General features: G+C 42.1%; 17 protein-coding genes. 15 read left to right on the forward strand and 2 right to left on the reverse strand.

What is annotated here, in order from left to right; all coding sequences use genetic code 11:
- Positions 1-28 precede the first annotated feature (28 nt).
- Positions 29-772, forward strand: a complete 744-nt coding sequence (locus CW735_RS11060) for a PRC-barrel domain-containing protein (RefSeq protein WP_100972117.1) — start codon at positions 29-31, stop codon at positions 770-772.
- A 61-nt stretch (positions 773-833) separates the two neighbouring features.
- Here CW735_RS11060 and CW735_RS11065 read toward each other — a convergent pair whose 3' ends face one another.
- Positions 834-1145: an ArsR/SmtB family transcription factor gene (locus CW735_RS11065; protein WP_100972124.1), complete on the reverse strand. Its 312-nt coding sequence runs from the start codon at positions 1143-1145 to the stop codon at positions 834-836.
- Positions 1146-1319: 174 nt separating this feature from the next.
- Between CW735_RS11065 and CW735_RS11070 the strand changes: the two genes are divergently transcribed.
- The 12 genes from CW735_RS11070 to CW735_RS11125 all read left to right on the forward strand — a co-directional run bounded on the left by CW735_RS11070 (position 1320) and on the right by CW735_RS11125 (position 11888).
- Entirely contained in the window at positions 1320-1670 is a 351-nt protein-coding gene (locus CW735_RS11070) for a rhodanese-like domain-containing protein (RefSeq protein ID WP_100972126.1), read from the forward strand.
- A 96-nt stretch (positions 1671-1766) separates the two neighbouring features.
- Positions 1767-2699, forward strand: coding sequence for a LysR family transcriptional regulator (locus CW735_RS11075; protein WP_071979869.1), 933 nt, complete (start codon positions 1767-1769; stop codon positions 2697-2699).
- A 627-nt stretch (positions 2700-3326) separates the two neighbouring features.
- Positions 3327-4661: a sigma-54-dependent transcriptional regulator gene (locus tag CW735_RS11080; protein WP_071979870.1), complete on the forward strand. Its 1335-nt coding sequence runs from the start codon at positions 3327-3329 to the stop codon at positions 4659-4661.
- Positions 4662-4675: 14 nt separating this feature from the next.
- The gene (locus tag CW735_RS11085) at positions 4676-4909 is read left to right on the forward strand and encodes a hypothetical protein (protein WP_071979871.1); all 234 of its coding nucleotides are present in this window, start codon (positions 4676-4678) and stop codon (positions 4907-4909) included.
- A complete protein-coding gene (locus CW735_RS11090) occupies positions 4906-6432 on the forward strand; it encodes a sensor histidine kinase (RefSeq protein WP_100972128.1) in 1527 nt (508 codons plus the stop codon). Before CW735_RS11085 ends, CW735_RS11090 begins: the two co-directional genes overlap by 4 nt.
- Entirely contained in the window at positions 6422-6874 is a 453-nt protein-coding gene (locus CW735_RS11095; protein WP_071979873.1) for a response regulator, read from the forward strand. The genes CW735_RS11090 and CW735_RS11095 overlap by 11 nt, the downstream gene beginning before the upstream one ends.
- Positions 6875-6885: 11 nt before the next feature.
- Positions 6886-9021 (forward strand): response regulator, encoded by a 2136-nt coding sequence (locus CW735_RS11100; RefSeq protein WP_100972130.1) that lies wholly within the window; start codon positions 6886-6888, stop codon positions 9019-9021.
- Positions 9022-9182: 161 nt separating this feature from the next.
- Complete coding sequence (locus tag CW735_RS11105; protein WP_071979875.1) at positions 9183-9515, forward strand: DUF883 domain-containing protein; 333 nt, start codon at positions 9183-9185, stop codon at positions 9513-9515.
- Between the two features lie 12 nt (positions 9516-9527).
- A complete protein-coding gene (locus CW735_RS11110; protein ID WP_100972132.1) occupies positions 9528-10046 on the forward strand; it encodes a hypothetical protein in 519 nt (172 codons plus the stop codon).
- A gap of 88 nt (positions 10047-10134) precedes the next feature.
- Positions 10135-10419 (forward strand): hypothetical protein, encoded by a 285-nt coding sequence (locus tag CW735_RS11115; RefSeq protein WP_232230476.1) that lies wholly within the window; start codon positions 10135-10137, stop codon positions 10417-10419.
- A 25-nt stretch (positions 10420-10444) separates the two neighbouring features.
- Positions 10445-11023 carry a CC0125/CC1285 family lipoprotein gene (locus CW735_RS11120; protein ID WP_100972134.1) on the forward strand — a complete coding sequence of 193 codons (579 nt, stop codon included), beginning with the start codon at positions 10445-10447 and terminating at the stop codon, positions 11021-11023.
- A 220-nt stretch (positions 11024-11243) separates the two neighbouring features.
- Positions 11244-11888, forward strand: a complete 645-nt coding sequence (locus CW735_RS11125; RefSeq protein WP_100972136.1) for a phosphoribosyl-AMP cyclohydrolase — start codon at positions 11244-11246, stop codon at positions 11886-11888.
- Positions 11889-11989: 101 nt separating this feature from the next.
- Here CW735_RS11125 and yfbR read toward each other — a convergent pair whose 3' ends face one another.
- Complete coding sequence (gene yfbR, locus CW735_RS11130; protein ID WP_100972138.1) at positions 11990-12640, reverse strand: 5'-deoxynucleotidase; 651 nt, start codon at positions 12638-12640, stop codon at positions 11990-11992.
- A gap of 260 nt (positions 12641-12900) precedes the next feature.
- Between yfbR and CW735_RS11135 the strand changes: the two genes are divergently transcribed.
- Positions 12901-13077 carry a DUF1328 domain-containing protein gene (locus CW735_RS11135; protein WP_071979880.1) on the forward strand — a complete coding sequence of 59 codons (177 nt, stop codon included), beginning with the start codon at positions 12901-12903 and terminating at the stop codon, positions 13075-13077.
- 67 nt (positions 13078-13144) lie between these two features.
- Complete coding sequence (locus tag CW735_RS11140) at positions 13145-13393, forward strand: hypothetical protein (protein WP_071979881.1); 249 nt, start codon at positions 13145-13147, stop codon at positions 13391-13393.
- Positions 13394-13433: the final 40 nt, after the last annotated feature.

The raw sequence follows: 13433 nt of genomic DNA on the forward strand, positions 1-13433 counted from the left end.
CTATCTGCCAAGCAAAGGAGGCGCAAAGATGATTTTAAGTTCAAAGAAACTCACACAGTATTCAATCCACGCCACAGACGACAAAATTGGTGGTGTTAAAGACATACTCTTTGACGATGAAACCTACACTACGCGTTATTTAGTGGCCGATACGAATACGTGGCTTCCGCTTAGCCGAAAAGTGGTTATTTCACCTGTCTCGGTAACGCACGTTGATGTAGACGATAGTTCTGTTCATGTGGACATGACAGTAGAAACGCTTAAAAACAGCCCCTCTATCGACGAACACAAACCCGTATCCCGTGAATATGAAGAGCATCTTTTTAAGTATTTTGGTTACGGATATTATTGGATAGGTCCAGGGGCCTGGGGTGAATATGCCTATCCGAACGAATTAGTAAGCGTACCTACCGATGAAGCCAAAGAAGGTGATTTACCGCCAGAGTCAACTAACCATTTACGGGCCTGCGGTGAAATTGATGGTTACGAAGTTGCAACTACCGATGACAATGTAGGTCATATTAGTGATTTTCTGATTGATACAGAAACATGGAAATTGGTAATGCTCGTGGTAGATACAAATAATTGGCTACCTGGAGGAAAGCATTTAGCACTTCTACCTACTGACATAAAAGAAATTGATTGGGCTGCTCATCATATAGCCGTGAATTTAAGTCACGATGCCCTTATGAAGCGACCAGAAGTGGATGAAGAGCGATTGGGCGATGGCCATTACATTGCGGCCCTAGCCGCCCAAATCAATGATATGTAGCTCAATGCTAATTGAGACAAAGGTTTAATGAGAACGTCCGCACCTCTGCGGACGTTTTTATTTACTCACAGAAAAACTCATACATTAATCCAATTAGCCGCTTTACCCTCTCATCGGATAGCCGATAATAAATGGTTTGCCCTTCCCTTCGTGTTGCAACCATATTCGACTCTCGCAAAAGGGCTAAATGTTGCGAAATCACAGGCTGTGAGACGGTAACTACTTGCAACAGCTCAGAAACCGACTTTTCTTGCTTTAACAAAGAGCAAAGAATCATAAGTCGCGTTTTGTTAGCAAACTGCTTTAAAAAGAACTCTGCTTCTGCAGAATGCTCCATCATTTCGGTGGGGCTTAGTAACATTTCCTCAGACATTATGAATCCCTGCTTTTGCTGAAAGTGACAAAGTACTTCAATATTATACTAAAGTATAAGAGTTTTTTCATAAATTACCTAAAATCAGGATTCGATGAGTTATATTATCTTGCGTTTGAATAATCACAAATATACATTAGTTTAAACTTATATTATAAAATTTGGAATAATCATATGCTTATTGATTTAAAAAGACGCCTAGAAAATATCGACGTGGATATTAGAACAGTGTCAGCAAAGCAAGCTGCACAAGAAATTGAAAGCAATCAGGGTATGTTGATTGACGTGAGAGAGCCAGCAGAGGTAGCAGAAAATCATGTCGAAGCCTCGCTGCATATTCCAAGAGGCGTATTGGAGATGCAGATGCTTGAAAAGGCAAAAGATCCATCCACACCGATTTATCTGCACTGTGCTTCTGGTGCAAGAGCGAAACTGTCCGCCGAACAACTTATAAAGATGGGTTATGAGAATGTTTCTGTAGTAACGTGTTCATTGGCAACCATAAAGCAAGTTCATCGAGCTTAGCAAAATGCGACCTACGCACTGTAGCGTTAGCTCTCATTCCATATTACTAAATCGTTTATTCGGTTAGGTTAGTCTTGAAATTACAGTGGACGATATATGCTGAAATCTACATTAGAACAATGGAGAATGTTTAAAGCGGTAGTAGACGCTGGAGGTTTTAATCAGGCGTCGGCAGTCGTCCATAAAAGCCAGTCTAGCGTTCATCATGCCGTACAGAAGCTCGAGAATGCGATTGGCGTGGTGCTGTTTGAAAATAGTGGCCGCAAGGTAAAGCTATCGCCGCAAGGAGAGCTCATGTACCGTCGAGCGTCATTTTTGCTCGACGAGGCCCAAAAATTAGAATCGGTGGCCAATAGTCTTCGGTATGGCACAGAAACAACGCTTAGAGTAGCGGCAGATATTATATTCCCCTCTCAGCTTCTTTATAATGTTCTCAACAAAGTATCTCAAGAGTTTCCTTTATTACGGGTAGAGCTTGAAGAGACCGTGCTGAGCGGAACAAACTCTATGCTTTCAAGCGGCAATGTTGATATCGGCATTTCTCCCTTCCCTTATCCCAGTGGATTTAGCGAAGACCTATGTGAAATAGAATTTGCAGCTGTCGCCCATAAAGATCACCCTCTGCATCAACTTGACAGAGTGCTTACGTTGGAAGATTTAAAATCTCACAGACAAATTGTAGTAAGGGATTCGTCTGCTGAACGTAAAGCCGATGCAGGTTGGTTAGGTGCTGACCAGCGCTGGACTGTCAGCCATGTAAGAACGTCCCTCGATATTATCGCTCAAGGGCTTGGCTTCGCGTGGCTCCCCATTGCCATTATCAAAAAAGAATTGGAAAGCGGCACATTAAAACCACTCCCGCTAAATAATAATGCAGCGCTACGAAAAACCTTACTTTATTTGTCTTTTGAAGATGGTGACGCACTCGGCCCAGCAGCACGTTCATTTATTGGGGAGCTTCGCTATCAGGCGATGAGCTTACCGTCTTCTGACTTCATCGCCATGGAAAATGGTGCATGTGATCCCTAAAGTTCTCCTTAGTGCTTCACAAACCCTATTAAGTAAAATATTTCCCGATGCGAGCGGGTAATATGAGAGTAAAGTACAAGTCATAAAAAGTACCCACCGAGTAATATTTGCAGACAATCAAGTAAATTTGTCATGACAACGCAAAATATGATGTTGCTAAGACAGCGCGTATTGCATCCGCTAAAGATTGCGATCCTCTCTCTCTGGCTCGTATTGCAAGGAGTGAATGGAAGCCAATTGCGCAGAAAAAAGCCGGCAAATTGAAGGAATGAATTTTGCAACGGCTTTTCCAATACTCTACGGCGCGAAAACATAAACAGGCTATACAGACCATAAGAAAAAAGGCGCAACATGTTAACGTTTAACACTTGTGGCCTGAGTAATGATTAATTCTATGCGCTTATATAAATATTGGATAAGCACTGAAAGAATGCTGAATTAACGCAGGTTAAAATTCATCACCACAGCCCCTGTATAGTTTTCAAGATTTGAACACGCTTAAAAAAGTAGAAATATAAAAGCTACATTTGCACAACTTAATGATAGACTTTTGTATAAGTAAGAATTTATATTATTGATATTGTTATAATTTTTATATCAACGGATTAGATAGAGAAGGAATCCCACGTGCTTACCGTATTACTTGTCGACGACGATGCTGAATTTACTGAAGTAGCTTGTACCATTATTGAATTTTTAGGGCACGACGTTTTAACAGCCGCCACACTTCAAGAGGCGAGAGACTGGTTACAAAAAGAAACTTTTGATCATATTCTGCTTGATTTTATGCTGCCAGACGGTAGTGGAGCTCACTTGTTCGATGAGCTAGACATGTTGCCAAAGCGTCCTCGGGTGACGCTTATTACCGGCCACCCATCAGTGAAAAGTGTCATCAAAGGATTGTGCGGACCGAATATAGACTATCTTGTTAAACCTATTCAACGAGAAGATATTGAAGCCGTTCTTAGCAGAAAAACCGAAAAAGCAGCCCCTAAGCGAGACAAAATTGAAAAGCACTTTGACTCACTTATTGGTGAGTCGCCTGCCATGCAGGAGCTGTATAAATTAATTTCTCGAGTGAGTAAAACCAGTGCCAACGTCATGTTATTGGGCGAAAGCGGAGTTGGTAAAGAAGTCGTAGCTGCGGCTATTCATAAAGCCTCAGACAGCGAAGGTAATTATATTGCGACAAACTGCGGTGCTTTCTCGAAAGAATTAATTGCCAGCGAACTATTTGGCCACGAAAAAGGGGCATTTACCGGCGCTGTTGGACGTAAAGAAGGCGTATTTGAGCAAGCCGAAAGCGGTACGCTCTTTTTAGACGAAATTACAGAGATGCCCATCGATATGCAGCCTAACCTGCTGCGGGTGCTCGAAAACAAAGTGGTAATTCGAGTAGGCGGTACCAAAACAATTCCTGTTAACTGCCGTGTGGTATCTGCTACAAACAGAACAATGGAAGAAATCGCTCAAAGCAAAGTATTACGGGAAGACATATACTTTCGACTAGCCGTTTTTCCTATCACTATTCCTCCCCTTCGCGATAGAAAAGAAGATATTACTTTATTAGCAAAGACGTTTATTGAAGAGTTTAATAAAGACAATAACGCCAGTTTTGAGTGGGATGAAGCACAACTTGAAACCTTAAAAGCATATGACTGGCCAGGGAATGTGCGGGAACTCCGTCATTTCGTTCACCGCGCGGCAATTATGAGCGATCCGGAAAGCAACGCGTTAGAGCTTCCTAAAACTATCGAATCGCCATTCGCTCAAAAGCAGAGTACAACACCTTCTCTTCAAGCAGGCCGCACAATAGAAGATGTAGAGAAAGAGCTTATTTATGCAACTCTTGAAAAAGTGAACGGTAATAAAACCATGGCTGCTGAGATGCTAGGGATTAGCACAAAAACGCTTTACAACCGTCTTCATGCCTATGGCGATTTAAGTAAAGACGAGCAGTAATTAAAGGCGAAGTTATGACCAATGAAGAATTTTCAAAAATGAGTGTGTATGTTCACGATGCACGTAAACCGTTAAATAGAATATCCATGCAAGCTGAGTTGGTAAAAATGGCTTTGAACGGCGATATTCCTACACAAAAAGCTGTGGATGCATTGGAAAAAATTATTGCGAGCTCTAAAGATTGCAGTAACACCCTTTCTGAAATGACTTCAGAGTTGAGCGAGACAGTATCGGATTCAGCTAAATGATAAATAAAATTTTATCTTCGCTTTACAGCTGGATCCTGATGGTCGTGCTTGTGATCGTAGTTATCACAGCCAACTCTTTTTACGTTGTAGATACACTAGATGAGCTGTCTGCGTTAGAAGCTAAACTGTTTAGCACAAATCGTATTATTGGTGCGGTAAACAAACTCCATGTTGCGCTATTGCGCGCTGAATCTGGGCAACGGGGTTATTTGTTGACAGAAGACGAAGCCTACTTAAACGAATATACGCAAACCCTGAATACGTTTGCCGCCCTTGCAGATGAAGTGGAGGTAAGTGTATTTGCATCAGATTCGCCAGAGCAAAGCAAACGCGTCAACGACTTGCTGGCACTGACAAAAGAAAAAATAAACCGCATGGTCGAAGTTGTAGAACTCGCTCGCGAAAACAATAAAAGAGAAGCATTAAGCTTACTTAAATCTGACCGAGGTCTTGAGTTATACAACCAATTCGAGAAGATTTTCGAAGAGGTAGATAGTTCAGAACGGAATATACAGGGTACCCATTTAGCAAACTTGATGAAGCTACGCCGCGACTCGGTGAATACCCTGATCATTTCATCGGCGACCACCCTTCTGCTCATCGTTACTATTTTTCTGTTACTTAAAATCAATACCAGAGAAAACGAAAAACACCAGGCCGAGCTTGAGGCAATCAATGAAGAATTAGAAGCGAAAATTGAAGAGCGTACTCAAGAGTTAAGTGTGTATTCTGATGAACTTGCTAGGAGTAATAGAGAGTTAGAAGACTTTGCATTTGTCGCCTCCCACGACCTTCAAGAACCACTTAGAAAAATTCGCGCCTTCGGCAACAGAATAGAATCTGGCTATGGTGATGTGATAGATGAAAGAGGTAAAGACTTTCTTGCCCGCATGCTAAATGCAGCAGAGCGAATGTCGATGCTAATTTCTGATTTGCTCTCTTTCTCTCGTGTATCGACCCGTGGAAAAGATTTTTCCGAGGTAGAGCTAAACTCAGTACTCAACTCAGTATTGAGCGATTTAGAAATTGCCATTGAAGAGAAATCAGCTGAAATAACCGTTTCAGATATGCCAAAGATACGCGGTGATAAATCACAGTTAGAACAGTTGTTTTTGAATCTACTGTCTAATGCACTGAAGTTTCAGCCAGCGGATCTCGTGCCAAAAGTGCAGGTAAATTGCTCTAGGATGGACCCAGATTCAGATAGCGTGGAGCTTGAAAACATACTCAAGTCTGATGAATACCAATGGATAAAAATTACCGTTGAAGATAACGGTATCGGTTTTGATCAAACCTTCTCTGAGAAAATATTTGCGCCGTTTCAACGATTGCACGGCAGAAGCGAATACAAAGGCACAGGGATTGGTCTTGCCGTATGCCGGCGCATTGTAGAGCGACATAACGGTACAATAGCCGCAAGCAGTGAGCCCGGCAATGGCGCTAAGTTTGAAATTATTTTGCCCCTAGATAGCGAGCCTTTCGGCTCTAATAACGATAATGGAGATCCTTCGCATGACGCGTAAGCAAGCACAATCAATTAATATTTTAATGGCCGATGACGATGAGGATGATCGTTTACTCACTGTTGACGCGCTGAAAGAGTCGCGGGTTTTAAATACGCTTTTTTGCGTCGAAGACGGTGTTGAGTTGCTCGAATTTCTTCGTCACGAGGGAAAATATAGCGATGCTGAAAAATACCCTCGCCCCAGTCTTATTTTGCTAGACCTCAACATGCCTCGTAAAGACGGTCGTGAAGCGCTTCAAGAATTAAAAAATGATCCGAAATTGCGCAGCATTCCTGTGGTTATTTTAACCACTTCAAAGGAAGAAGAAGACATGCTTCGAGGCTACGACTTGGGTTGCGCTTCTTATATTACTAAACCTGTTAACTTTGAAGGTTTAGTAGACCTAATGCGGGCACTCGGTCGGTATTGGATTGAATTTGTAGAACTACCACACGAGTAGCGGAGTACTAGATGACAGAGGTAATAAAAATTCTATTAATAGAGGATGATGAAGATGACTACTTCCTTACCTCTGATTATCTAGAGCGTTGCGACTCTCCTAAGTTCCTGCTCACGTGGGCTACCGACAGTGACTCGGCCATCGAGGCTTTAAAACAAGATACATTTGACTTGTGCCTTCTAGACTTTTTGCTGGGCGCCGAAAACGCCCTTGACGTCATAGACAAATTAAAAGCAAATCAGTACAACTTACCCGTTGTGATCCTTACAGGTCAATCTGACTCAACTGTCGATGAGATGGTGATGCGCGCAGGCGCTGCCGATTATCTTCAAAAATCTGAAATTGAATCGCCGCGTTTCATGCGAACTATTCGTTACGCACTCGTTCGTCGAGATATCGAAAACGAACGAATGGAACGCAATAAGGTAGAACAAAAAAACAAGGCGAAGGATAAATTTCTTGCTCATTTGGGACACGAATTAAGAACGCCGCTCACCTCCATTCTAGGATATACGGAACTATTGATAGACGACGCCAGAAATAGCCCGTTTCAACAAGAACTTTCTATCATTCATTCAAACGGTAAACACCTGTTGAGTCTGCTAAATGACTTGCTCGACATGTCGCGCATAATGGCCGATAAGCTTGAGTTGAATATGAAAGAAGTTAACTTAGCTGCGTTTCTTACTGATATACACTCGTTGATGCAATTGAATGCTAAGGATAAGGGACTGAGTTTAAATGTCGTGCCTAAGACGAAGTTGCCAGAGTTTATTCGAACCGATCCCACTCGTCTGCGTCAAATTTTAATCAATTTGATAACCAACGCTGTGAAATTCACAGACAAAGGCAGCATTACGCTTACCATAGAAATGGAGCCATCGAAGGTAAGTCAGCAGAGCGAAAGCTACGCAGAGTCTAAAGCGCTAGAGAGCGTGTTAAGATTTACTGTTGATGATACTGGTATTGGGATGGCGCCGGATAAGTTGGACAACATCTTCCACCCGTTTGAACAAATTGAAGATGTTATGCGTGCTAATCATGGTGGCGCGGGTCTTGGGCTTGCCATATGTAAAGAACTGGTTTGTAAGCTGGAAGGCGATATATCTGTCTCTTCTAAAATGGGTGAAGGCAGCAGCTTTAGTTTTTTCATCAACCCTGGAAATCTCAGCGATCAAACATTTGATGAGCTCTCACTTGGGCAAGTTGCTCCTGTTGAGCCCAGTAACCTGAACATGCAGCTCACCGGCAAAGTACTCATTGTGGATGACTTGCGCGAAATCAGAAGGCTTACCGGACACTTAGTGAGCCAGTCTAAAGCCGATATCAGTTACGCCGAGAATGGCGTAAAAGCCCTCGAGGCAGTATTACAAGCAGATGAACAAAATGCTCCTTTTAACCTAGTTCTCATGGATATCCATATGCCAGTTATGAATGGCATAGAGGCACTACATGCCATAAGGCGACACGGCAAAGACCTACCCGTTATTGCAGTTACTGCGGCGAGCCGTAAAGGATTAAAAGAATCTCTCATTCGCGAAGGTTTTAACGACGTTATTGGGAAACCCATTGATAGGTTTGCCCTGGCAAGCTTATTGACACTTTATTTACCTGAAGATAGCCCAGTGACTTTTTCAAATGTCGAGACGCAAGTTTCAGGTATGCCAATCAACAAACCTTTTGCACCTGAGCGGCCAGAGACTAGGGTTAAGCTAGATGTGCCTAGCCCGCTGAAGCCTCAGCAAGAAAAACTACCTACCTCAGAGGTTAAGAGCGCTGAACATGAGGAAAAGCAAACTCAGCCGAGTGCCAAAAGAGTGCTTGTTGTTGAGGATGATGAAGATGCTGCGGAGTTACTGCAATTATTTCTTACTCACTTGGGATGCGAGGTAGTGAAGAGTTTATGTGGTAGTGATGCACTAGACGCTGTTGATGAACAAAGTTTCGATCATATTCTGATGGATTTAACCCTACCGGACTACGATGGTTATGAATTGGCCAAAAAAATTAAACTGCAGCAGACATCATGTAAATTAACCATAGTCAGTGGCCACCAAGCTGATGAAAGCACTATGCGGTCTATTGGTATAGACAGTGCTTTGCTTAAACCGGTTACTAAAAACGATCTAGAGAGCATACTAGTATAACTGACCAACTGCGCAATTCTTACAGAGTGCTCACAAATCTGTGTGCATTCTACTTAACATTCTAAATCAAAATATCTAAAAGCCAGCAAAATCAAATACCTAACCTATGGCATAACAGTTGCTCCTATCTATTTGAACCTAGTAAAATCAAGGAGACTACTATGGCTACACAAACTGCGAAAACCACAGCGGCGAAAAATACATCGGCAAATGGTAAAGCAACATCAGAACCTAGCCACCCCGTTACGGACCAACTAAAAGAATCACTCCATGAGTCTGTAGATAAGCTTGCAGATAATGCTAGCGTGGCTGAGGAAAATATACGTCGCACAGCAACAGCGTCTGCAGAAAACATGTCAGAACGCAAGCGTCTTGCCGAACAAAAGTGGCAATCATCAAAAGTGCGTAATTACGCGATTGAAAATCCAGTGGCAACAGCGGGACTCGCTTTTGCAGCGGGAGTGTTAGTGACTTCGCTATTTCGTAAAAAGTAGTAACTCGCCACTATGAGTGAATTACCTGATTTTCGGCATGCTCATTTTACCGTGAGCGATGAAAATCCGTTTCGCCTGACTCCCCCAAGGGATCAGGCGAACTTCGATAATGTTGCAGACGCCAGTAAGAGGGCATCATCGGGCCGTAGCGCGTCCCCTCCCTACCCCAACCCTGAATATGAAGACATTTTCGACGCGCTAAAAAATGCCGTTAAGCAGCGTACAAAGCAAGGGACAGCCTTTTTAAGCCTTTTCAACAGTGAATTAATGCTCATCAAGCGCTCTCTTCTTATTACTGTAGTGGCCTCGATGGCTGTTTTCGTCATATCTATGGTGTGCTGGGTAATTCTCAATGTTGGCTTGAGCATAGCGCTGTATTCTGTAAACCTCAGCGTGTTTGTCATTATTTGCATCCTTCTGTGCATTAATGTAGCTGCAGCAATATTGTTGTTTAGACTGGCAAAAAATGCATCTCAACTAGTTAGCTTTGAAAGGGTGATAGGGTTAATAAAACGCAGCCTTCTTACATAAAATTTGCATAAAATTTGCATAATATTTTCATAAGACTCCCATAAGACGTCATTAGTCTGAAACTACGCTATAGTAAAGGATAAACGTTATGATTAACGCACTGATGAAAATCGTTTTACTGAAAGAACAGTTGCTTGATATTGAGAAAAAAGAAAGAGATCTTTATGCCCAAAAGCATCACGCATCGTTAGCGGAAGAAAACGCCAAATTGAAGTGCAGGTTTTTATTTGGCAAACCTGAAGTTATTCTTTCTATTGTGGGTTTAGGCGCCTATAAAGGTGCATCTGACGCGAAACCAAAAGTGAAAAAGAATCGTAAAACAGCACTAACAACGATAGGCAGAACCGCGTTGCTATCGCTATTTAAAATGTAATTAATATGGCAAAAGGAAGTTATTGATGCGTCATAAATTTAAAATAAGAAATATTCACGCTGTCGTAGGTGCCGCAATTATCACAAGCAACATTTTAGCCGGTTGTGCGTCGGTTCCAGTAGCATCGCCTACACCTTATAAATCGGCCAAATCAGAGCAAAGCTACGGTTATTCAAGTGAAAAAATAAGCGACGCAGAATACCGAATTCTGTTTAAAGCTTCTGACAAGACGCCTGCTGATAAGGTGCAGCAGTATGCACTGAGAAGAGCAGCAGAAATCGCGCAGACTAATGGATTTGATTTTGTTGCTGTCGCATCTACAAACATTGAAAAGAAACGGGTTATAGCCCGCGAAATATCAATGACCAAAAACGACCAGGTCACTTTTCCCTCTGATAAACAGTGCACCATGTCTGGATGTTCAAACGTTGCACAACCTTCAACATTGCCAAATCCCAGCGATATTGAAAAGAAAGCGATGAAAGATATTTATTTTTCAATTGTCGCCGAGATGTCGAATGACAAAGTTAGTCTTGGCAATAACGCATTTTCGGTTAGCGAGTTGCTTGCACAACCCCTAGAAGAAAAAAATCAGAACTATTAATACAAACGGTTAAGCCGATATTGGCTTAACTAAAACACCGTCTTTACGAGGCGTAAACTTACTTTATTCCTCGTGAATCTGCTCTTAATTCCATGTTCATCTGTTTTTAATCTGCTACAAAAGTAGCCGTAATCACTTCGCTATATGCTTAACAGTAAGCAATGCAATAAACCTGAAATTGCAATTGTGACTCACTGACACAAGAAGAAGGATTTATGAGATGAATAAATTAAACGTCATTAGCTCAAAAACTATCGCTACAACAGCAGTGATACTACTTGCTTCGGGATGCAGTGCGGTTGCAAACCCTCAGAAAGCAGGTAGCACAACAAGCGCATCGCCTTCCCTTACAGCACAAGCACTGGATAATTCGCTACTCTATTCAAACTCATGTATTACTGAGCGCGAAGTTATTGCTGCACAAAAAATGTGGGGCGACGGTATTGTTGAAATAGGCTCGGTATATTCCAATAACGGCGATTATTCTAATGAAGCTGCCGACTTCATCCAAGACATGTATGGGTACGATTTGAGCAGTGTGCTTTTCAAACCCACACTTGCAGCCAACGATCAGTTTAGATCTAGTTTTGATGCTGCTCTGTCTTACTTTGTTGGCGGAAATGATGCTTATGCAGAAGATAAAGGCTTTGCCATTAAGCCTTACACAAATGTGAAGTTTGATAACGTGGGCATTATCAACAATAGCTGCAGGATGGCTGTGGCAATGGGAAACTATTATTTTACTGACACAAAAGGCGATGAAACCAAAGTGGAATATACCTTTGCTTACGTAAAAGACAGTGATAATAACTTACGCATTGTCGCTCACCAATCTTCGCTGCCCTACAACCCCTCGGGCAGCTAATTAAGAGCCAGTGACCTATATAGCTCAAGAAGCAAACTAGATAGCCAGCTAGGGTAAAACAACAACTCGTGTTTTACCCCGGCTTTTTTAGCGCAAATTATCTAATCATCACTATCTAAATGAAGCGTATTAGCTCGCTCTATCCACTCTAAATCTTTTGTTTGTTCATCAAGAGTACCTTTAGCATCTTCAAGAAAAATCTGGCAAAAATAGCTCACAGCGGGCAGCTTTTCTTTGTAGCGTTTTAATTGCACTTCCATTTCCTGCATCGCATTAGCAAACTCAGAATTTGATTTGGATAGCTCATAATCACATTTTAGATAAGCGCAAAGAACGTCGGCCGCTTTCGCAAGGGTCACATGTGCGTCTTCCTTGTCTTGCTCTATTAATGATTGATAGCGCTGCTGCAACGCTTCAGGTAACGTTTTGATTAACATGGCCTCAAAACGGCGTTCAAGCTTCTTGATTGCCGATGTTGTCTCGGGATCGTGATACTTTACCGGGCTAGGTATATCGCTCATCCCTGCAATTTCACTACCCTCGTGGAAAATCGCCATGGCGGCCACCCTATCTGGATCAATATCTTCTTTAAAGATATCGCACGCTATAGCGCCTAGCATATGTCCAACAACAGAAGCCTCGTAAATGTGAGTAGAAAGCATTTCGTCTTGAAACTGAGCCATTAATGGCCATCGCTTTACGTTACGAGCCCGCTGCATTAGTCCGATAAACGCCGAGTGTGTATTTGCCATTAGTCTGTTCCTTCACATATTTTAAGTTTCCGATCTTACCTTTTGGCTGCCCATTAACACAATGTAAATTATCTCTCTCGCAGTTTGTCGATTGTAAAAACTGCAAATCACCTGTAATTATTATTGTTGAGACGCCCAATAATTACTGTCCAGAATGATAAAAATTTAATTTTTATCATTAATAACATGCACTTAAAAATATGGCACTAACATAGCATCACCTTTACTGAACGAAACGGAAGCAACAAGAGGAACTTACTATGTTAGGCTGGGCAATCACATTTTTTATTATCGCCATTATTGCAGCAGTTTTTGGCTTCTCGGGCATAGCAGGTGCGGCAACAGGAATTGCACAAATATTATTTTTCGTATTTGTAGCGTTTCTTGTCATCTCGCTAATCGCAAACGCTCTTCGTGGCAAAGCGCCAAAAGCGTAACACGCTCTCAAATTAAGCAGTTAAATTAAGCAGTTAAATTAGATAGTTAAAGAAAATGAGTAAGGATATGATTTCATTTAAAGATTTAGCAAAGGTAGCAGCGGCATCAATATTTGTATTGTCTGTAGCAGCATGTAGTGAAAACGACGCTGAAAGCGCAGGTGAAGAACTTGATGAAATGGTTACCGACGCAGGTAACGCTCTCGAAGACGGTGGCGAAGAAATCGGTGATATGGCCGATGACGCAGGAAACGCCGTTGAAGACGCTTGTGAAGATGTCAAAGAAGGCGTAGATGCAGAAGACGACGATTGCTAACCAATAGGTGACTCACTAGCGGGATGGATTGTTATTAACA

It is taken from the genome of Alteromonas sp. MB-3u-76 (assembly GCF_002831605.1).
GTDB classification, from domain to species: Bacteria; Pseudomonadota; Gammaproteobacteria; order Enterobacterales; family Alteromonadaceae; genus Alteromonas; species Alteromonas hispanica.

Excerpts from the sequence above, each read along its gene's own strand:
- CW735_RS11060 (WP_100972117.1), top strand. The coding sequence starts at position 29 with ATGATTTTAAGTTCAAAGAAACTCACACAGTATTCAATCCACGCCACA.
- CW735_RS11065 (WP_100972124.1), bottom strand. The coding sequence starts at position 1,145 with ATGTCTGAGGAAATGTTACTAAGCCCCACCGAAATGATGGAGCATTCT.
- CW735_RS11070 (WP_100972126.1), top strand. The coding sequence starts at position 1,320 with ATGCTTATTGATTTAAAAAGACGCCTAGAAAATATCGACGTGGATATT.
- CW735_RS11075 (WP_071979869.1), top strand. The coding sequence starts at position 1,767 with ATGCTGAAATCTACATTAGAACAATGGAGAATGTTTAAAGCGGTAGTA.
- CW735_RS11085 (WP_071979871.1), top strand. The coding sequence starts at position 4,676 with ATGACCAATGAAGAATTTTCAAAAATGAGTGTGTATGTTCACGATGCA.
- CW735_RS11090 (WP_100972128.1), top strand. The coding sequence starts at position 4,906 with ATGATAAATAAAATTTTATCTTCGCTTTACAGCTGGATCCTGATGGTC.
- CW735_RS11095 (WP_071979873.1), top strand. The coding sequence starts at position 6,422 with ATGACGCGTAAGCAAGCACAATCAATTAATATTTTAATGGCCGATGAC.
- CW735_RS11100 (WP_100972130.1), top strand. The coding sequence starts at position 6,886 with ATGACAGAGGTAATAAAAATTCTATTAATAGAGGATGATGAAGATGAC.
- CW735_RS11105 (WP_071979875.1), top strand. The coding sequence starts at position 9,183 with ATGGCTACACAAACTGCGAAAACCACAGCGGCGAAAAATACATCGGCA.
- CW735_RS11110 (WP_100972132.1), top strand. The coding sequence starts at position 9,528 with ATGAGTGAATTACCTGATTTTCGGCATGCTCATTTTACCGTGAGCGAT.
- CW735_RS11115 (WP_232230476.1), top strand. The coding sequence starts at position 10,135 with ATGATTAACGCACTGATGAAAATCGTTTTACTGAAAGAACAGTTGCTT.
- CW735_RS11120 (WP_100972134.1), top strand. The coding sequence starts at position 10,445 with ATGCGTCATAAATTTAAAATAAGAAATATTCACGCTGTCGTAGGTGCC.
- CW735_RS11125 (WP_100972136.1), top strand. The coding sequence starts at position 11,244 with ATGAATAAATTAAACGTCATTAGCTCAAAAACTATCGCTACAACAGCA.
- yfbR (WP_100972138.1), bottom strand. The coding sequence starts at position 12,640 with ATGGCAAATACACACTCGGCGTTTATCGGACTAATGCAGCGGGCTCGT.
- CW735_RS11135 (WP_071979880.1), top strand. The coding sequence starts at position 12,901 with ATGTTAGGCTGGGCAATCACATTTTTTATTATCGCCATTATTGCAGCA.
- CW735_RS11140 (WP_071979881.1), top strand. The coding sequence starts at position 13,145 with ATGATTTCATTTAAAGATTTAGCAAAGGTAGCAGCGGCATCAATATTT.